Consider the following 20502-nt stretch of genomic DNA (forward strand, 5'->3'; position numbering starts at 1 on the left):
GGATTTTCCTAGCAAAGCACGCTGTTAAATGGCTCGACCGTCACTTGGGTGCCAGCGGGAGTATCACCTTGGAATTGCTCCAATAAAACGAAACAGTTTGCTAAGCTCATCGAAGTCAACATGCCAGAACCTTGGCTACCAGTAATGGCAACTTCAAGTTTACCTTGTGCATTACGGCTTAAAATGCCCCGTTGATATTCGACGCGGCCCGGTTGTTTACGCACAGGCGTGGTGAGCGTAGCGTCTAACATCAAAGGTGCAACTGGGGTTAACCCCTGCATCTTGTTCAGTATTGGCCAAACGAGTTTGTAAAACGTCACCATAGAAGACACGGGATTCCCCGGTAAACCACAGAATATCGCTTTGCCTATTCGGCCCATGGCAAAGGGCTTGCCTGGTTTGATGGCGAGTTTCCAGAAGGTAATTTTGCCTTCCTCATCAAGAATTTGTTTAGTGAAATCCGCTTCACCGACCGACACGCCACCCGAGGTCAATACCATGTCGGCTTGGCTGGCAGCATAGCGAAATGCCTGACGTATGGCTTCAGGATCATCGGCAATCACGCCTAAATCGAGCCATTCCACGTTAGCGCGGCTGAGTAATCCTTGGATCGAGTAACGGTTTGAATCGTAAATTTGTCCTAGGGCTAATTCGCTGCCAACGGGACGCAGTTCATCGCCTGTGGAGAAAAATGCCACTTTAAGCTGACGATAAACTCGCACTTGGCTAACACCAATAGTGGCCAACACCCCGAGTTCGGCAGCACCAATTTGAATGCCAGCACTGAGTACTTTAGTGCCTTGGGTGAGTTCTTCACCGCGGCAACGCACATTGGCGCCTTGCGCCCTAGGATGGCGGATATGAATAATCTCTCCTTCAACCTCGGTTTCTTCCTGCATTTGCACTGTGTCATAACCTGTAGGCACGGGCGCGCCCGTCATGATCCGCACGCAGGTATTAGGTTTGGCTTCACCTTTAAAACCATGGCCAGCGAAGGAACTACCGATAAGGCGCAATGCGGTCTGATTGGTTTGCGTATTTAAGTCGACAAAACGGAAGGCGTAGCCGTCCATAGAGGAGTTGTTAAAGGGCGGCAGGTCGATGCAGGAAGCTAAATCTTCTGCTAGGACGCGGCCAAGGGCATGGGGAAGCAATACGACTTCGGTGTCTGACACTGGGCTAACTTGCTCGAGCAAAAGGGGAATAGCTTGATCTGGATGCATTAAGCTAGGTTGCGAACAAGGATCGGCTGTTACGGACATTAGGGTCTGCCTTATATGCAATGGGTCGTAATGACGCTGAATGAATTTCCACCTGATTATGACTGGCTATTATGCCACGGTGATCTGGGATGGCTATGATTTGCATGTGAGTTTCTGTGATAGGCCAGTCAGTTTTTTCTGCCACTTTGGGTGATAACCTCGCTAGAAGTTACACAATTTACTGCGCTAATTCGAGGGTTGAACGCGAGTCGATGAACAAATGAAAATCATTTTTATCAATGAATCATTAACTTAGCAAGAAATCCAAAGGTAAATTTTGTTGCTTTTGTCGACCCCCTTGATGACAATGTCCCCCATGATTCAGTTCGAATGCAAAAGAGGATTTACTATGCTGTCTGCAACTATGATCGAAAAGTTGAATGAACAAATTAATATGGAGTTCTTCTCCTCAAATTTATACCTGCAAATGAGTGCGTGGTGTGAAGATCAGGGATTTGAAGGCGCAGCTAAGTTTATGCGTGAGCACGCGGATGAAGAAATGGGCCATATGCGTCGTCTGTTCACGTATGTGAGTGAAACTGGTGGCTTACCTTTGTTAGGTGCGATTGCGGCGCCGCAGTCACAGTTCGATTCTTTACTGGCGTTGTTTGAATTAACCTATGAGCATGAGCAGCTGATTACCCGTCAGATCAATGCCTTGGCCCATGCCGCATTTTCGAATCAAGATTACTCAACCTTTAACTTCTTACAATGGTATGTCGCTGAGCAGCATGAAGAAGAAAAGCTGTTTAAGTCGATTGTCGATAAGATACGTTTAGTGGGCGAAGATGGTAAGGCACTGTTCTTTATAGATAAAGATTTAGCTAAGCTAGCCTCTAAGGGGGGCGAAAGCATAATGAACGGTCAAGGCCAACCACAGGCTTAAACCCGTTTTATTTGCCACAAAAAAGCAGCCTAGGCTGCTTTTTTGCTCTTTATCGTTTTATTTTTTATAAGCTTAGATATTCACGCATTTATCTTGATAGCCATCATTCAACAGTGCTGTGTGCTTGATGCGTAGCAAGGGAGTGATTTCATTGAAGGGGAGCGGCTTGGAGATCAAATACCCTTGAGCGAAGTGACAACCTAAATCTCGTAGGAAGTGCCACTGTGCTTCGGTTTCTATGCCTTCAGCAACTAACTCCATTTCTAGGCTTTGCCCCATCATGACAATCGCTTTGACTAAGTTGGCGTTCGAGTTATTTTCGAGGGCATTTTCCACAAAGCTGCGGTCGATTTTAATCACTGAAATCGGGAATTTTTTCAGATAACTCAGGGAAGAATAACCCGTACCAAAGTCATCGATATAGATTTGCGAGCCTAAATGGCGAATAGACTCGAGCGTGCTCAAGCAATGGCTGGCATCGCCCATCAGCATGCTTTCAGTGATCTCAATATGCACATTTCGTGGGTTAACGTGGTGGCGGTTGAAGCACTCTTGCAACACTTGGTCGAACCCCATGCCGCGTGTATTGATACATTGGCGGCTGGAAACATTAATCGCGACATTAATATTTAAGCCACTTTTCTGCCATTGCCTCAGATCATGCATGGCTTGGTTGAGCACCCATTCGCCCATAGGCTCTATCAATCCGGTCTCTTCGGCTAACGGGATAAATTGATCCGGCGGGATCAACCCAAGCTCGGGGTCTTGCCAGCGGATAAGGGCTTCGACGCTGCAGACACTTCCGGTTTGCATATCCACGATAGGTTGATAATGCAGGGCAAATTCATTTTGTGCCACGGCACGGCGTAGACGTTGTTCTAACTCCATCCGGGCGAACATGGCTTGATTCATACCCGCGGTGAAGTATTTAAAATTGTTCCGTCCCGCATCTTTGGCTTGATACATGGCGGTTTCGGTATTGCGGGTGAGTGAGCCGGTATCTAACCCATCTTCGGGATAGACGCCAATACCAAAGCTGGCCGAAATCTGGATCTCGCGGTCATTTAAGTTAAATGGCATACCTAAGGTTTCAATGATTCGGGTTGCCATGTGTTCGATGGCGAGTTCGTTAGTCAGTCGCGGCAAAATAAGTACAAACTCATCGCCACCGATACGTGCGATAAAATCGGTTTTCCCCGTAATGCCTTCTAAGCGCTTTGCGACATCTTTAAGTAATAAGTCGCCAGTGGCATGGCCTTGTACATCATTGATATATTTGAATTGATCCAAATCAATCAGCAAGATAGCCAGCTTGCGAGAGTCATGCTGCGCCACATGGATTTCGTGCTGCAGTCGTTCATTGAACAACTTACGATTAGGCAGTCCAGTTAATCCATCGAAGTTGGCCTGATACCAAAGATCCTGCTCATATTGCTTTCGCTTACTGATATCCATAAATAAACCAATATGTTGGATTATTTTACCTTGCTCATTTCGCACCACTGTAATCGCTAGATACTCGGGATACACTTGGCCATCTTTGCGTTTATTCCAAACTTCACCCTCCCATTTCCCTTCTTTTTGTAGTGACTCCCACATGGCGGTATAAAAGTGCTTAGGATGACGGCTAGAGCTGAGTAGGGAGGGACTGCGGCCTTTCACTTCTTCCAATGAATAGCCCGTAATGTGGCAAAACGCGGGGTTGACGAGTTCAATATGGTTGTCGGCATCTGTCACCACTATGCCTTCGGCAGAATAGTCAAACACAGCTGCAGCGCGGCTTAGGGCGTGGTTCGCTTTTTGCCGTTCGCTAATCATACGGTTCATGGCGCTGGCCATGCGGGCGAGTTCATCTGTGCCTGAGACTTGGATATTAATATTGAGCTGTGGATCTGCTGCCATTTGCTGCATGTCATTGGCAATCTTAGTGATCTTATCCATAAAATTGCGGATGATCTTTTGTCCAAGCCAAAGTGTGATGGTCGCGGTGAACAAAGCCGAGAACAAGTATAAGCCGAGTAAGATTAAGGTGTGGTTTTGTTGATATTCGCTCTGCTGCGCCATGTTCTTGGTGATATTTTGCGCCAGCAAATGTAGTTGATTGATACGCTGAGTGGTGAGATCCCACCACTCCTGGCTATCAATTGGATGTGGCGGCATTAATAGTTGGCTCATCGCTTGGCTTAATTTGTCCTCGCTGGCAGGGACTTGCGCGATGGCTTTGATCTCCGTCATCGGCAAACCTTGCTGCTTCAGTTGCTGCAACTTGACCATGCTGAACTGGTATTGATTTATGCTGTCCTCAATGGTTTTCAGCGCTGCCTTAAATTCGGGTAGAGAACGAGTCTCGTGACTGAGTTCATCCAAATTAAGCTGAATCGTCGCAAGTGCTGCATTAAATTTTTGCAGTGAAATCTCATCGCCCTTAAGCAAATAGTCCTGAAAACTGCCCATTAAGCCACCGTAACCTAAGTAGGCATTAATATTTTGTGCCAGAGCGCTAATGCGAGTTTGTTGTTCAATTTGCTTGCTGATTTGCAGAATGCGTTGATTTTCTGGCGAATCTTGTAGGTTTTGCAGTAAGGACCTTCTATCGGAAATTGATGCATTACTCGCGTGCATCACGGCTCGCTCATATTCATACATAAAGGAGATTATGGTGCGGTAATCATTAATATTGAGTGACTTGCTGAGCAGTAATTGATTGATGGCACTTCGTTCTTTTACGGCCAACTCCTGCACCATAAGCAGGTTCAATAGATCGGTATAGGCACGGGACTGACTGATTTCATTGGTTTGTAACTGTAATAACTGGATGAGCTGTAAAAGCTGAGTGTGGAATTGATTATAGAGTTCCGTAAACTGACTCAGTGTTTCGTCTGTGTGGTTTTGGTGAACGTTAGCGAGTTTGTTGCCTGTGAGTTTGAGCGCATCCAACAATGCGTTCATTTTGTTTGCTTCAATACTTTTAGGGTCGAGCGCCTCCAGAAGATGCTCTAAAGGCTCACTGTTCAATAACGCATTGAGTGCTTTTGATCTAGTCGCTTGTTGCTGTAATAGCACTTCATCGGTTGGTCGCTGATTTGTACTTAGACCATATTCGTTTTGCAACTGATAGAGTAGCTCAGTGATTTGTACCGTTGTTTGTACCGCAAGATGATTGTGCTTGGCCGAGTGTGATTCCTTTATTAAGTCATGCATGCGCGTCAGAATGAAAAAGCTCATCATTAATAATGGGACTAACGAAAACAGAATGAGCTTTTGCTTCAAACTGAGATGGTGTAGCGCTGACGGCATTAAAGATCACTCCACTCGTTCGCCTAGGCAGAAAAAGAAAATTCAACGTAATAACGTTGAATCCGAGTTACAAATAGGACTAGGCACAGGGTGAGGATATTTAACATAGGCAGCCAGCTACCGCGACCTTTAGTTTATGGATATCTAATCTAGGTCACGAAATTAAGCAAATTGTTATATATCATGCTAAGAGACTATTTTTATTAACCTATTTTGCACCTATCAAACAAGCATTTGCTTTGTCTGTGATGTGAAGCAGTATTTCATCATTCGAAAGAATGACTTGTTTAACTTTACCTTTCATCGGTTTTTTAGTGCATTAGGTGGAACGCGATTATTAACGGTAAATCTACTTAAATAAAAAGGACGTTTGCCGCAGCTAAACGTCCTTCTATTTAAATCAATGCCCTAGATTCAGGCGATTGGCATGTTATCTAGCCGACATTGGCCAGCAATGATTTGCGATAAACGACAATATCTTCAATCGTTAACACGGGTATATTGTGCTGAGTTCCGAAGGCAATAATTTCGGGCAAACGCGCCATAGTGCCATCGGTGTTAGTGACTTCACACAATACGCCAGCGGCTTTTAAACCTGCGAGTTGCATTAAATCGATAGTGCCTTCAGTGTGACCACGGCGGGTCAACACCCCACCCGGTTGGGCGCGAAGTGGATACACATGGCCAGGACGAGCGAGATCGCTTGGCTTAGCGTTATCGGCAATCGCCGCTTTAATGGTGGTCACGCGGTCAGCGGCAGAAACGCCAGTCGTCACACCGACTTTAGCTTCAATACTCACAGTAAACGCAGTGCCGTATTGGCTCGAGTTGTTTTCCACCATAGGGGGCAATTCGAGGGCTTTGACTTTTGCATCGGGTAAACACAGGCAAACAATACCGCTACATTCACGGATGAGCATGGCCATTTGCGCGTTAGTCAGCGTCTCGGCAGCGAAAATTAAATCGCCTTCGTTTTCTCTATCTTCGTCATCGACAACTAACACACCTTGGCCTTGACGCAGGGCATTAAGACCCGCTTCAACGCGTTCGATAGCAGTACCAAAAGGAGCAAGTAAAGACTGATTCATGGTTAATATCCTTAAATAAACGACATTGGAATATCCAGAATCAGGGCGTGCAGAAATACAACGTAATCAAACCCAATGGCTCGATTTTGCTGTAGCAATATCACTTCACTTGGGGTGAAGTTATTGCAAAACATGAGGCTAACACTGCAATACATAAGCGCGTTGCACTTAAATACTGCAAGGTGTTGTCTTACATTCTCTTCCATCCGGACTCAGCACTGTCGCCATTGAAGCAAACAGTCCATTACCGTCGGCTCTGGAATAGTCAGTTTTGCACTAGGCAAAATCTAAGGCACCAGATCTGCTGACCCCGAAAGTGATTTCGGGCGCTCGCGGGCTTTGGGTGTCGCTCAGCAAAATAATCACTTAGTCGTTACCCATTTACCGCCGGTGGGGAGTTTCACCCCGCCCTGAGAATTTGCTTTTGAGCCATTTGCGCTCAAAAACGCGGTTATGTTGCTCTTATTTACCGCGAATGGCAACTTCTCGCGTTCAATGTTTGCGCTAGTGCACACCTGACCACTATCATACTGAACACATAAGCTAATTGACTTGCCGTCGCATTCTTCGACGGTCGTTATGGACGTCACAAGGACGTATAAATGCGCTCTCTGCTACTCACTTTAGGTATTGCTATGCTGTTATCCGCTTGTTCGACCTCCAAAGGGCAAGTACCCGCCCCGGTTGCTGAAAAAATTCCCCATGTGATGACTTTACATGGCGTAACGCGTACCGATGATTACTATTGGCTGCGTGATGATGAGCGCAAAGATCCTAAAGTGTTGGCCTATCTCAACGCTGAGAATCGCTATACCGCGGCTTATTTCAAACCATTAAAGCCGCTGCAAGATGGTCTTTATAAAGAGTTAACCGAGCGTTTAGTCGCCGATGAGTCGAGCGTGCCGTACCAATGGCATCAGCACAGTTACTATCACAGATACCAAGAGGGCAGCGAATATCCGCTGATCAGCCGTAAGGGCGCCGATGGTGTTGAGCAAGTGATGCTCGATGTTAACGAGCGAGCTAAGGGCCATGAGTTTTATGGTTTAGGCGGCGCGAGTGTGAGCCCAGATGAAACCATGTTGGCCTTTGGCGAAGACGTCCTCAGCCGCCGTGTATATCATATCTATTTTAAAGATTTGGCTTCGGGCGACATGATCACCGACGTGCTTGAAAATACCGAAGGTCGCGTAGTGTGGGCGAACGACAACAAGCATGTGTTCTATATCGCCAAAGATCTAAAAACCTTGCTGGGCTATCAAGTGTATCGCCACGAGCTGGGCACTAAGCAATCGAGCGATGTCTTAGTGTATGAAGAACAGGACGATTCATTTTATATCTCACTCGGCAAAACCTTAGATGAGTCGCAAATTGTGTTGTTCCAAGAAAGCACCACGACGAGTGAAGTGTCTATTCTCGATGCCAGCGAGCCTTTAGGTTTATTCAAGCCAGTATTAGCGCGGGAAGAAGGCCACGAATACAGTGTGTCTAAGCTGGGTGATACTTATTACATTCTCACCAACTGGCAGGCGACTAACTTCCGTTTGATGAAAGTCGCCATTAAAGATGCTGCGGATAAATCTAAGTGGCAAGAAGTGGTTGCGCATAATCCCAATGCCCGTATCGAAGACGAGTTAGTGCTCAAGGATTATCTGATTATTCAGACCCGTGAAAATGGCCTAACGCGGATTAAAGTGATGCCGCTCAATGGTCAAAAGCCCTTCGAGTTGAGCTTTGATGAGCCTGCTTATGTGATGGGTTTAGAGATTAATTCCCAGCAAGACAGCAATAAGTTACGCATTTTCTACTCTAGCCTAACGACGCCAGAAGCCGTATACGAATATTCGCTGGTGAATCCCGATAGACGTGATTTATTGAAACAAGATCAAGTCTTAGGCGGCTTCGATGCCAGCCAATATCGTGCCGAACGGATATTTGTGACGGCCCGCGACGGTGCAAAAGTGCCTGTCTCTTTGGTATATCGCAAAGATAAATTCAAGAAAGATGGCACTAATCCTCTGTATCAATACGGTTATGGATCTTACGGTTACACAGTAGAACCCGATTTTTCTTCATCCGTTATCAGTTTGCTTGACCGCGGTTTTGTGTATGCCATTGCCCATGTGCGCGGCTCAGAAATGCTCGGTCGCCCTTGGTATGATAATGGTAAGTTGTTGAATAAGAAGAATACCTTCAATGATTTTATTGACGTAACAACGGCATTAACGGCGCAAGGTTATGGCGACAAAAACAAGGTAGTTGCCTCTGGCGGCAGCGCGGGTGGTTTGCTAATGGGCGCGATTGCTAACCAAGCGCCGGATAAGTATTTCGCCCTTGCAGCCCATGTGCCTTTTGTTGATGTGGTGACCACTATGCTGGACGAGTCGATTCCGTTGACCACCAATGAGTACGACGAGTGGGGCAATCCGAACGAGAAAACCTATTTCGATTACATGCTGAGTTACTCGCCCTACGACAATGTCACCGAGCAAGAATACCCACACATCTTAGTGACGACGGGGTTGCATGACTCGCAAGTGCAGTATTTTGAACCCGCCAAGTGGGTCGCTAAGCTGCGCGATGTTAAAAATCAATGGTACAAGAGCGACGATAAAGTCTTGTTACTTAACGTGGATATGGAAGCCGGCCACGGCGGTAAGAGTGGTCGTTATCGTCAGTACCAAGACACAGCCCAAGAATATGCATTCTTCTTGAGTCTATTAGGTATGGCGAAGTAGGTTATTCGCAAGTGACTGAATCAGTCGTCAGCCTAGGCAATACGGACATAGAAGCTGTGCAGCAACATGAGTCACTGGTGGCAGACACACTTGCCCCAGTGACTAGCGCTGTCGTTACCAAAGATGCAGTGACAGAAGCTTCGCTGAATCCCGTACCATTAAATCCTGCACCACAGAAGCCTACACCCATAAAATCAGCATCCCTCTGGTACTTGTATCTAGTCCGCTGCGCCAACGGGCATTTATACACAGGTGTCACTACAGATGTCACACGACGCTTTAGCGAGCATCAATCGGGTGGTATCAAATCCGCTAAGTATCTGCGTGGTAAAGGTCCGTTAACCTTGATGTATCAAGAACAAGTCGGCACCCGCAGCGATGCCCTAAAGCGTGAAATCGCGGTTAAAAAACTGAGTCGTGCTCAGAAATTGGCGTTGATCGAATCTGTACTCAGATAACACTGAACTCTGACGTCATTCAGATCTTATTGTTTTCAGGCAAAAGCTAAATCAACGTCGTGGGGCTTCACCCCACACCCGACCAAGGAGGACTGCTCGTCCTATCCTCCTTGGATTCTCCAAGACGCCCCTGACGGAGTTGGAAGCCCCTTGTGCTCATCGACAAATTTGCTATCGCTTCCGAAGGATGCATCCCTGCACCTGCGAAAGCTAGCTCGCCATCCATGGCGAGACTCACGCAATTTGTCTATTCGCCCTGCGGCAACTCCGAGGGGAGGTGAACTCCTGTCGCTTTGGTGTTGTCTGCGATTTGCTTAAAAAGATACGCATGTCCTGTCTTTTTTCCGTCATTCCCGCAGTGTTTTTGAGCGGGAATCCAGATGTTTGTATATGCCGATGAAACGATTAAGCACTGTCAATCCAGTGACACGCCGCCTTTTCATTTAATAAGAATTACCCCAATTCTGTTGTTTTGCCGCAAAATTTAACCATGGGTTTCTCGATAAACTTCTTTAGGCAAATTGATCTGCAATGGAAAAAGTAACAAAACCGACGCGACTGCAAACAGGTTCATGATGATTGGCTGGATGCATAACCAGCCGTTTTTGATCACGGGGTCGGTCCGGCCTGATGGCGTAAAATCTCGATTAAATTAGCATCGGCAGTCAAAACCATGGTGTTGCAGCTTTCTATGCAAGCCAAAATAGCGACCCGCGGCCCATTTTGCCAGGCGGCACTGGCATAAAACGCCTGCTGGCTTTGCTCACAATCCGCTAAGCTGTGATAAGCCCTCACTAACATGTAGGCGTCTGGGGTTTGCAAAGAGGCTGAGGCGAGAACCACATCAATCCCTGCGGCGGCCAATAGTGGTAAGGATTTTTCATGTAACAATTGATGGAACTGTGACCCAGTGCCTGGTTTTAATTGGTAACTCCGAATTTCAATGATATTTTGCATCGATGAGCATCTGCGAAAGTGGCAATAACAAGCCACTATGGTAAGTGGAAAACTCGTGTCGACACAGTGCAAATCCCAAGCATTTGCCGCGATACAACCACTGAATTAAAGATATTTCACTAGGTTTACTATGGCTTTTGAACTTGATAACTACGACCGCAAAATTATCGTCCTGTTGCAAAGTAATGCGCGCATCAGCTACACCGAAATTGGCCGGCAAGTCCATCTCACTGCGCCCGCGGTAACAGAGCGGGTGCGACGTTTGGAAGAGGCTGGTGTGATTACGGGCTACCAAACCCGAGTTAATTTACGCGCCTTGGGTTATAGCTTTGAAGCCTTTATCAATATTGTGGTGGATTCACATGCTGCCTTGGATGCTTGGGCTGCTGCGCATTCCGAGGTGTTAGCACTGCATGCGACCACCGGTAACCACTGTGCACTGATGCACATAGGTGTCACCTCGCCGGAACATTTACAAGGCGTGTTAATGTCGTTGGGTAAAATAGGTAAAACCAGTACCTCGATGGTGCTGTCGTCTCAGTTTGAAAACCGTCCACGCTGTCATGGTGATCAATTGCCGAAATCCTCCTAATGCGCTCCTCAAAACTGGCGCTTGCCAAGGGCAATTTGCAGCGTCAGTACCGCCTATGCTCAACCAATGCGCAGTGTTTTTTCGACCTTCAAGCCCTTGCTCACGGGGCAATTTAGCCAGCTTTCGCCATTTGTGCGAAATCCAAAGTAAAACCGGTTTAAATCTGTGAAATCCGTGGTTCACCTTGGCTAATTACTTGGTTTTGTCTATGTCCTGATAACGCCTGGCGCCTTATGATCTCGTTCGGCACTTGCCCTTTCTACAGCATCACTCAGTCAAGGAAAACACAGTGTGAATGACCCTAAACATGATTTTGATTTTTTCGTTGGCCGCTGGCGGATAGAGAACCAACGGCTGCGTCATCGTTTGCAACATTCCAACGACTGGGAGCATTTCGAAGCGAACCAAGAGATGCGATTGCTGCCTGGTGGCATCGGCAACTACGATGATTTCCTCGCACCCTCCTGGCGCCCGGGTTTTGTCGGCATGTCGCTGCGTTTGTTTAATCCGCAAACGCAATTGTGGAGTATTTATTGGCTCGACAATATCAACGCTGGTCTTGATGGCACCGGTAGTTTAATGCCGCCGGTCGTAGGTAAGTTTGAAAATGGTATTGGCATCTTCGAATGTGATGATGAACTGGATGGCAAACCTATTCGGGTTCGCTACAAATGGTTTGACACCTCTACCGAAACCCCGCGCTGGGAGCAAGCTATGTCTGCAGATCAAGGTAAAACCTGGGAAGTGAATTGGCGCATGCAAATGTTCCGACAATAAATTTATGGTCGCAAACCCGAATCGTGTTGAATGGCCAAGCAGTAGATTATGGATATACCCAAACAACCCACTGCTCTAGCACTTAAAAAATATAGGAAAATCATGCTAAGCACTAAATTAATAAACAAAATCACGACATTCCGCCAGTTGCACAGTCAAGGCGGTTTACTACTCAATAATGTATGGGATGTGATGAGTGTGCGTCTTGCCGAAAAAGCTGGAGCGACCGCAATTGCGACAACCAGCGCAGGCGTTGCATGGTCAATGGGATATGCCGATGGCCATACCATCCCCCGCAAGTGCGTGATGCAACATGCGGCCGCAATTGTTGCCAGTACCGAACTGCCGGTGTCTATCGACGTTGAAAACGGCTTGCTAAGCGCTGGCGAAAGCATGAACGACTTGGCGCAAGATCTACTGGCTGCAGGGGTCGTCGGCGTGAATCTGGAAGATACACAGGACGGCAGTATGCTCGACCTTGTGAGCAGCGCACAACGCATTCAACAATTGCGTGACGCCTGCAAAGCATTGGACTACCCGTTATTTATTAATGCCAGGATGGATGTATTGCTTCGCGGCGGAAACAAGGATGCCGACAGCTTAATCAACCGAGCTCAAGCTTATATTGCGGCTGGTGCAGATGGGATTTTTATTCCCGGGTTAATCGATTTAGCACTGTGCCAGCAAGTGGCCCTTGGTATCGATGCACCTTTGAACGTGATGGCATTATCGGGTGCGCCGAGCGCCAACGAAATCTTCTCCACGGGAGTCAAGCGTTATAGCGCAGGGTCCTTTATGGCAGAATCCGCATATAGCCATGTGTTGGCTCAGATGCACATATTTCAGCAAACCGGTTATTTGCAGCCCGCCGTGAGTCATTTGAGTTATGGCGAGATGAACCAGATGATCGGCTCGTTGGAAATTGCCGACTAAAGCAACGGAAGAGCCAGTCAGCATCAAGGCATGGCTGGCGCAAAAAAAGTGCTACCAATAAAAGTTTATTTAGACACCCATTGTTAAATTTTGCTACGAAAATACAGAGAATAGGCAAATTCTTTACTGTTGAACTTGCTTAAAGAGAAATGTTTGCTGAGATGGTTAGCTCGGCCTTGGCGTAACACTTGGGCGCAGTTTCAGGATAACAGAATATGATTTAGCTTGCGGTATTTGCACTTCCGTATGCAGCAGATGCCGCCGTCGAGCCTATAGGGACACTTCTTGTTAAACGAAAGGGCGGCGAGTCACTAGAATGGCTGTGCTTAATAGCTTAACGATTAACCTCCATAATACATCAAGTGTTTAAGCTTTTTCGCCACCAAAGACTGGTCTGCATCGGGGTTAGGGTTAGAGAAGTAAGAATTGAAAGTTAAAAAATGCCAATGGCCGGTTTATTGCCGGATTTATTATTGGGATGAGTCGATTTTTTCTTCTGCTGAGCGATAAGTTTGTCTGCTATTGGTATTCTGAAATCCATTCAACAGTTTAATAATGCCACTTACACAGATCTTTTCGCGCTCTCGAACTACATGTCCGGCCTTTTTCTATGCTTAATTTACAATCCCTGGTAGGGCTTTTCTTAAAAGTTCCAACTCCTTTTTGTTTGCTTTAATCCAAAGTTTTTTCAAGTTTGGTATCGAAGCCAAGATTTCTACTGTCTCTTTAGTCTTAATTACATTTGTTTCAACAAGATACAACGCAAAAATATTTTTATTTCCACGCAACTCGTCAATACTGGACAACTGTGGGTTTCCACTGAGGTCTAAAATTTTTACGTTGTCCAGCGTTGAAATGATAGAACCAAAATCTAACTTTTGACATTTATTTAAAGATAAGTAGCTTAAATTCTGGGTGTTTCCGGTAATTTCAGAGAGTTTGCTTGCATGGGATACACTTAATGATTCAACTGAGTCTGAGCATAAATTAATTGACTCTAATGAACGAACAATGGAGCAGTTTAATGAAATTGCGACATCAACTTTTAGATTAATAACTTTGGAGTTGAATATATTTACATGCTTAATCCCGTCAACCAATTCAGATGATTCATTTTGCTCAACATAACCTTTCCGAATGAATGCCATTATGGCTTTCCAATCATCTCGCTGCCACTCAGCGTTATATACATAATCCAATATTGGTAATATAGAATCGAAGGTAGGTAATGAATTTTCCCATCTCTGCCATTCTGAAACATTTTCTGGTGCTAACTTTATATATTTCTTAAAAGATGAAATGTCCATATTATCACTTAATTAAAATTGGGTTGTCGAATTCAGAACGTTGATCTCTTCCGGTATATTTTTGCATTTCTTTTGAGAAGCGCCTCTAAATTCTGATGATTTATTCTGTCACGCTATCCCTTTACTCACTCTTATTTGAGCTGACTAAAGCTTTAAAGCGAAGGTCACTCTTGCTCAGAGGGGTAAGTGCCTCGGCTTGGGTGAGATATTGCATAGTGATGTGGATAGCATCTTGATGGTGACTAAATTCCCTAAAAATACGCTTTGCAATCAGCAGATTTAATTGATGTGTAGCTAATGAGGCATGCTCATGCTTTATCTGTAAAATAACATCTTCTAGGGAGATAGGGGGAATTTCTTCCAAGGTTATAAGAAAGGCTTTTGCGACAGTCCTGGCGTGTGATAAATAGTCTGAGTGCGCATCTAAGGCGTAAATATGCTTGAAAATGTGTTTGGCTAGGGCTTTATTGCCGTTGCGATAAAAAGATTCGCCATCAAAACAAATATCCCCTAGTCCTTCCATTATCTGTCTAGGGTTATCCGATAGAGAAAGCGCTTCAATTTCTTTTTGGTATTCCGAAAACTGATCCATATTCTCGACCTTACTGGCAATACAGTGTGACTTTTCGACTATTGAAGTGGGAAGGCTGACAATCTTAGCAAATCCACAAGGTTAAAGCGTAACGGTCTGAATAAAATCAACATCATTTCTGCAAACTCAAGCTTAATTTCGGTATAAAAAAATGCCACTACAAGGGGTTAGTGGCATAAATGCATAAGTCGGGCACACGCTTAAAAGGGTGGGTAGAAGACTGACATCTTGGCTGGGAACCGTTGCAACATCAGTCTCTACGCCGGGAAGTGGGTAAAACCTTTGGGTGTAGGGTAGTAAAACGGCGCGTTATTCCATGCTTACTGGGCCGTCGATTTTGTTAAATTTCACATCGCCAGAACCTGCCGCAAGAATCGTTAATCCCTTAGTGTTAAAGACATTAATATTGCCTGAGCCGTCTGTGATGGTCACAGCACTTTGCACATTGGCGACCTCTATGTTGCCCGAGCCGTCATCAATTGCGGTATTGCCGCGAATATCGGTCAGCTTGATGGCACCAGAGCCATCTTCAATGGTTAGGCTGCCGTTGATTTGGCTGATTTCAATATCACCTGAGCCATCCTCTATGTTGATATTGTTACCACCGTTGATAGTGAGTTCACCCGAACCGTCTTTGACGTTCATGTCTGACGTCATCTTGCTGATCAAAATAGCCCCTGAGCTGTCATCAATATCCAGTGTAAAGTTCGCAGGGACTTGCAGTTTTAGGTCTATATAGGGCGAGTCATTATTAGAATCTGTTTGCTCAAAGTTGGCCTTGAGCTTGGCTTTATTGGCTTTTTTCTCAAGGGTGAGAATGACTTTGCTGTCATCGTTGCCGTCCTTATTGCTATAGATGTCGGCGACGAGTTTAATTTGGGTTAGGCCTTCGACACCGATAATTTCCAAGCTGCCTGCGCCAGTTTCTGCAATCAGGCCTTGTAAGTCTTTGCTATCGAGGGTGAGTTCGCGTTGCTGGTGGTCTATGTCTGGCATGCCTGCAGCGTTCACATTAAGAATGCAGCCAGTGAGCGATACCCCAGCAGTAAAAAACACTATAAAAGCGAGGGTGAATATAAATGGGCGTAGTGACATGTTAGCTTCCTTGTTTATCTGGCACTCGATTTTTTGGGTGAGTGCTGAGTAGTCTTGCGATGGGTAAGATATTGCACAGCTTATGCCAATTTTAAGTTTCATTTATAATCAATTGGTTAAGCTAAAAGTGTCCGAGGTTCACTGTGCGGACATGTCCGCTACATGGGTGATTTACTCATAGATTAGTGAAATTACTCATTTATTAAGTTAGTTTAAGCTCCGCAAGTCACGCGGAATCAAAAATACAAAAAAGACAAGAAGGGATGCTGATGGATTATTTAACAACAAACAAAACGGCTTGGGATGCGCGCACTCGGGTACATTTAACTTCTGATTTTTATGATGTGGCGGGCTTTCTTAGTGGTAAGACTTCGCTGCGGGAAATTGAGCTAGGTGAACTCGAGGTTGCAGGTAAAAGTTTGCTGCATCTGCAATGTCATTTCGGCTTAGACACCTTGTCGTGGGCGCGAATGGGAGCGAGAGTCACTGGCGTCGATTTGTCAGAGGTCGCGATTGTTGAAGCGCAAAAACTGGCAGAACGGACACAGTTGTCCGCCGAGTTTATCTGTAGCGATGTTTACAGTGTGGCGAGCAAGGTTGAGCCTCACGATATTGTGTTTACGTCCTATGGTGCCATTGTTTGGTTGCCGGATTTAACTCTGTGGGCGCAGACTGTGGCTGCCTGTTTAACACCCGGCGGACAGTTTTACATGGCCGAGTTCCATCCTGCGCAGCAGTTGTTCGATGGTTATAGTTATTTTAATCGGGGTGAGCCAGACATAGAGCAGGAAGGCACATATACCGAAAATACCGGTGATGATCAGCAAACCTTAATGTGCTGGTCACACAGTCTATCGGAAGTGATCAATGCGTTATTGCAGGCGGGCTTAGTGTTGGAGTTTTTCCACGAATTCGATTTTAGCCCGTACAACTGTTTCGAAGGGCTCGAAGCGCAAACCGATGGCCGTTATGTGTTAACACACCAAGGGCAGAATGTGCCCTTGGTGTATAGCATTAGTGCGCGTAAGCCTGCGTAATCACAACCTTTTGTAATCGCGATGATTAACGACTACGGTAAACCGGATACTTAAGGTAACGGTTATCGTAGTAAGGGCTGCGTTCATAGAACCAGCGTAGGCGTGCCTCAGGATCGGCGGCAAACTCTGCATTGGTCAGTGCTTTGTCGAACTCCGCTTGTAGCTTAGGATCATCTTTTAGCATCTTGGCAGCCAGTGGCTCTACCGCATAATCTTCAATGTATTCAGTACGAGTGAAGATAGGATTGAAGAAACCCCATTGCAGTAAAGAATCTTGTGATTGCGGCTCAAGCAGTAAAATCGCCAGATCGCCTAGCGGTTGATCCGTACTGATTTTAATGGTGCCAGCGGGCAGAGTAGTACTGACTTTGGTTAACTCTGACTCGGCTTTGACCGTTTGGCGGCCCTCAAAATCCTTAGTGTTAAACACGGGATTGCTGAGAGTATATTGCTGCAATTTCAACTCGGTTGGCTTTTTGAGCGTGGTCATGCGAATGCCATGCACGTTAAGACGATCAATCACTTGAGTCCATTGAGCGTGAATATAGTAAGCACTCGGACGAGTGACCTTAATGTCGGGCACTGTTTCAGCCATCACAGGTAAGTTAGGGTAAAGCTTAGGTTCACCTGTCCAGCGCACAACTTCAGCGCCACTGATGGAGCTCTTTTCAAGTTGATAATCTATGCCTTTAAAATCCCAGCCTTTTTCTAATGGTGCTAATTTCCAAGTAAGGGTGATTAGCGGTGAGGCGCGGTATTTATCTTCTTGAATCGCACTTTTAAGTTTTGTCGCCTGTTCACCCACTGTTTTGAGGGTTTGCGCTAACATCACATAAGTGCCGAGCACCCTTTGCTTAAAGGGCTTTAGGCTATGGTTTTCAACCAGAATGGTGGGCAAATGGCGAGCATCGCCATAACCGTTAGAGAAGCGCGGGCTCGGATTCCACAGCGACATGCCTTTGTTAATATCGGCGTTATCCACGGCAAAAATCAGTGCGCCGGGAATATGGCCTTGTTCCGTTAATGCGGCTTCAACCGCAGGTCTGTAGCTGTTTTCGAGCCAGCGGTAGCTCGCAGGGCTTAAGCCTTGGGCAAGGTTATAACCAAAGGTAACATCGTATTGATAGTCGATGCCGTCAGTAACATGGACATCGATATACAGATCCGGTTGCCATACGTTGATTGCGCGCAGCATGTGCTGCATTTCTAAGCTGTCGGCCTTAGCATAATCGCGGTTAAGGTTGAGATTATTAGCCGTAGTGCGCCAGCCCATATTCACAGGGCCACGTTGATTTACACGATTAAATTCGCCGCTGCGCTCATGGGCATCAACACTAAAAATAGGCACAAACAAGATGTTAGCTTTATCGAGCAGGGCACTTTTATCGCCTTGGATAATGTCACGTAGCAGCATCATGCCGGCATCTTTACCGTCGATTTCTCCCGCATGAATTCCCGCCTGCACTAGCACTGTCGGTTTAGTGTTTTGTTTGAGGCGTGCCGATTCATTAATGCCTTCACTGCTGGCGATATACATCCAAATATCGCGCCCTTGTGGGCTCTTACCTAAGCTCACCTTTTGTAATTTATCTGTCTCGCCCGCGAGTTTGTCGAGCCAAGCGATAGTGGCATCGTAGCTTGGACTTTCAATACCGCCACTTTGCTCAAAGGGAGTCGCCCACTCGCTATCAACACTTAACATGAGCGATTCGCTGGCGCCATGCCAAGTGATGCTGGGCGGTAAAATCGCATCGTTGACAAAGGTGTTGGCTCGTTCAGGAATGGGCGCTGGTTGTGCTTCTGGCGCTGCAACTGTGGTATCGGTCAGTACATTAGTCGCAGTTTCAGTTGCTTGGCTATTCGCTGCTGGACTTGCATCCTGTGACGTTGTGATTACTGGGGAGCCAACTGCCAATGTTTCTGTGGTAGAGGCTTGCGCCATAGTGGCTGCCGGAGTTGTTTGGGTTGTGGTTTTCGCATCATTGGCAAAAGCATTCCCAGGGTAGAGATTGCCCGTAGAGAGACAGGCAATAGCGATAACGGAGAAAGAAAACAAGCGCATGAAAAGAGTCCATCTATCGAATTTTTATTAGGACGGTATCTTTTCATTAAACGCCCCGTTAACGCAAGGGCGGTTAAGGGTTATCCGGTATTTCTGACATGGATTTAAGCACTAAGCGGAATGGGAAAATCGACTAAGCCGTTTTGTTGGGCGTTATCTGAGAAGTTGGCCGCTTGTGATAGGCAATGTCGATAATGGCAATGTCTTTATAAAGTGCTTCGACGGCAATTGCGAGCTGATAAATCAGCCAGCTATAACCTGTGAGCGCAAATCCCCGCGGCACTTGGTCGTTTACGGCTGTCACTGGATCAGCGGTTGATGCTTGAGTGGCTGCAACTAGGGCAAGCTGGAGTCTGTGTTGTAATTCTTGATCTAAGCATTCTGGTAGTGTCGGTAATTGTTGAGCTTTACCCGCTACAAATTCTGCAAGTTGTTGCAAATAGAAGGCAAGCTCAGAGGCAACCGCATTAATCTGCAGATAGGCGTCTTTGTCTTCTTCCTGCCAGCGGGTTAAGGGTAAGAGTTCGAGTAAGGTGATTAAGCGCACTTGTTTATTGGCTAACTGCGACAGTAGCACTTTGTGTTTTTTGAGGGTTTGACTTTCCCATTCCAAGGAGAAAAACAGTTTCTTTTGAGTGAGTACGGCCTTCATCGCAGCCTCCAGTCTAGCGCGAAAATCGAGCTCATGATTGGCGGGCGCTTTAAGATGCTCGGCTAATACTTCGGCCATATTGTCGATGGCATGGGTGAGTTGGGAGCGCCAATCTTGTTTAGCTTTAATCGGAAAAATGAACAGTGAGACCAAAATAGCAATCACGCAGCCGGAGAGGATGTTGGCCGTGCGCCATAGTGCCTCAGAGGTGTCATGGTTGGCGTCGCCGACCACGATTATGATGGTAAATCCAGCCACTAAATAGGCATAGCTGTAACGTCCGGCCGAGATAAAACAAATCAAGCTAACGGCTAAGATCAGCAGGCTCATGATTAGCCAATAACTGTCCACTGTGGCAACTAACATCACCCCATAAGCTGAGCCTAAACAAGTACCTATCGCCCTTTGTAGCGACTTTTCAATCGCGCCGCCTACCTGAGGTAAACTCATCATAATGATCACTATCGTGACCATGCTCCAAATAAAATGCGGTGGCGCCCAAATGGCATTAATAGTGACAGCAACGAGTAAGGCTAGCCCGAGCTTTAGGGCGTGAATTGAGCGGAAATGGCGATAGATAAAGTCGGCAAAGGGTGTGGCTGGGGCAAATACAGACATAGGGCAAAATTCCTTTGAGCTAACTTAGCGCTGTTAATCTAGTGGTAGTATCGCAGAAAAACCGTGTCACTTGCGGCCATAGCGCCATAAAGAAATGTAAATTGCGAAATCTAGCAAATTGAGCTTAGTGGATGGCGCGGGAGAGATCACA

Annotated in this window: 16 protein-coding genes and 1 riboswitch; of the genes, 7 read left to right on the forward strand and 9 right to left on the reverse strand. The window is 46.2% G+C overall.

What is annotated here, in order from left to right; genetic code table 11:
• Window positions 1-8: 8 nt before the first annotated feature.
• Window positions 9-1262, reverse strand: a complete 1254-nt coding sequence (gene glp / locus KO531_RS16595; RefSeq protein ID WP_219251723.1) for a gephyrin-like molybdotransferase Glp — start codon at window positions 1260-1262, stop codon at window positions 9-11.
• Between the two features lie 349 nt (window positions 1263-1611).
• On the opposite strand from glp, the gene ftnA reads away from it, so the two are divergent.
• A complete protein-coding gene (ftnA, locus tag KO531_RS16600; protein ID WP_105250975.1) occupies window positions 1612-2148 on the forward strand; it encodes a non-heme ferritin in 537 nt (178 codons plus the stop codon).
• Window positions 2149-2220: 72 nt separating this feature from the next.
• On the opposite strand, the gene KO531_RS16605 is transcribed toward ftnA, so the two are convergent.
• Entirely contained in the window at window positions 2221-5445 is a 3225-nt protein-coding gene (locus KO531_RS16605; RefSeq protein WP_219251724.1) for an EAL domain-containing protein, read from the reverse strand.
• 434 nt (window positions 5446-5879) lie between these two features.
• Window positions 5880-6533 (reverse strand): 3,4-dihydroxy-2-butanone-4-phosphate synthase, encoded by a 654-nt coding sequence (ribB, locus tag KO531_RS16610; RefSeq protein WP_219251725.1) that lies wholly within the window; start codon window positions 6531-6533, stop codon window positions 5880-5882.
• 190 nt (window positions 6534-6723) lie between these two features.
• A riboswitch (FMN riboswitch) is annotated at window positions 6724-6955 on the reverse strand.
• Window positions 6956-7135: 180 nt separating this feature from the next.
• On the opposite strand from ribB, the gene KO531_RS16615 reads away from it, so the two are divergent.
• On the forward strand, window positions 7136-9271 hold the full coding sequence (locus tag KO531_RS16615; RefSeq protein WP_219251726.1) for a S9 family peptidase: 2136 nt from the start codon (window positions 7136-7138) through the stop codon (window positions 9269-9271).
• Between the two features lie 11 nt (window positions 9272-9282).
• Window positions 9283-9729: a GIY-YIG nuclease family protein gene (locus tag KO531_RS16620; protein ID WP_219251727.1), complete on the forward strand. Its 447-nt coding sequence runs from the start codon at window positions 9283-9285 to the stop codon at window positions 9727-9729.
• Window positions 9730-10338: 609 nt separating this feature from the next.
• On the opposite strand, the gene KO531_RS16625 is transcribed toward KO531_RS16620, so the two are convergent.
• Window positions 10339-10686 (reverse strand): NIPSNAP family protein, encoded by a 348-nt coding sequence (locus KO531_RS16625; protein ID WP_219251728.1) that lies wholly within the window; start codon window positions 10684-10686, stop codon window positions 10339-10341.
• A 130-nt stretch (window positions 10687-10816) separates the two neighbouring features.
• Between KO531_RS16625 and KO531_RS16630 the strand changes: the two genes are divergently transcribed.
• The 3 genes from KO531_RS16630 to KO531_RS16640 all read left to right on the forward strand — a co-directional run bounded on the left by KO531_RS16630 (window position 10817) and on the right by KO531_RS16640 (window position 12988).
• Complete coding sequence (locus KO531_RS16630) at window positions 10817-11278, forward strand: AsnC family transcriptional regulator (RefSeq protein WP_219251729.1); 462 nt, start codon at window positions 10817-10819, stop codon at window positions 11276-11278.
• Window positions 11279-11569: 291 nt separating this feature from the next.
• Complete coding sequence (locus KO531_RS16635) at window positions 11570-12055, forward strand: hypothetical protein (protein ID WP_219251730.1); 486 nt, start codon at window positions 11570-11572, stop codon at window positions 12053-12055.
• Window positions 12056-12157: 102 nt separating this feature from the next.
• Window positions 12158-12988 (forward strand): isocitrate lyase/phosphoenolpyruvate mutase family protein, encoded by an 831-nt coding sequence (locus KO531_RS16640; RefSeq protein ID WP_219251731.1) that lies wholly within the window; start codon window positions 12158-12160, stop codon window positions 12986-12988.
• A 614-nt stretch (window positions 12989-13602) separates the two neighbouring features.
• On the opposite strand, the gene KO531_RS16645 is transcribed toward KO531_RS16640, so the two are convergent.
• From KO531_RS16645 to KO531_RS16655, 3 genes are all read right to left on the reverse strand, one after another.
• A complete protein-coding gene (locus KO531_RS16645; protein ID WP_219251732.1) occupies window positions 13603-14295 on the reverse strand; it encodes a hypothetical protein in 693 nt (230 codons plus the stop codon).
• 121 nt (window positions 14296-14416) lie between these two features.
• Window positions 14417-14887, reverse strand: a complete 471-nt coding sequence (locus KO531_RS16650; protein WP_219251733.1) for a hypothetical protein — start codon at window positions 14885-14887, stop codon at window positions 14417-14419.
• A 309-nt stretch (window positions 14888-15196) separates the two neighbouring features.
• A complete protein-coding gene (locus KO531_RS16655) occupies window positions 15197-15982 on the reverse strand; it encodes a hypothetical protein (protein WP_219251734.1) in 786 nt (261 codons plus the stop codon).
• A 269-nt stretch (window positions 15983-16251) separates the two neighbouring features.
• Between KO531_RS16655 and KO531_RS16660 the strand changes: the two genes are divergently transcribed.
• Entirely contained in the window at window positions 16252-17019 is a 768-nt protein-coding gene (locus KO531_RS16660; RefSeq protein WP_219251735.1) for a class I SAM-dependent methyltransferase, read from the forward strand.
• Between the two features lie 25 nt (window positions 17020-17044).
• On the opposite strand, the gene KO531_RS16665 is transcribed toward KO531_RS16660, so the two are convergent.
• The gene (locus KO531_RS16665; RefSeq protein WP_219251736.1) at window positions 17045-19081 is read right to left on the reverse strand and encodes a M14 family metallopeptidase; all 2037 of its coding nucleotides are present in this window, start codon (window positions 19079-19081) and stop codon (window positions 17045-17047) included.
• A 133-nt stretch (window positions 19082-19214) separates the two neighbouring features.
• On the reverse strand, window positions 19215-20351 hold the full coding sequence (locus tag KO531_RS16670) for an FUSC family protein (RefSeq protein WP_219251737.1): 1137 nt from the start codon (window positions 20349-20351) through the stop codon (window positions 19215-19217).
• Window positions 20352-20502: the final 151 nt, after the last annotated feature.

Origin of the sequence: Shewanella sp. NKUCC06_TVS, assembly GCF_019345515.1 — a bacterium.
GTDB lineage: Bacteria > Pseudomonadota > Gammaproteobacteria > Enterobacterales > Shewanellaceae > Shewanella > Shewanella oncorhynchi.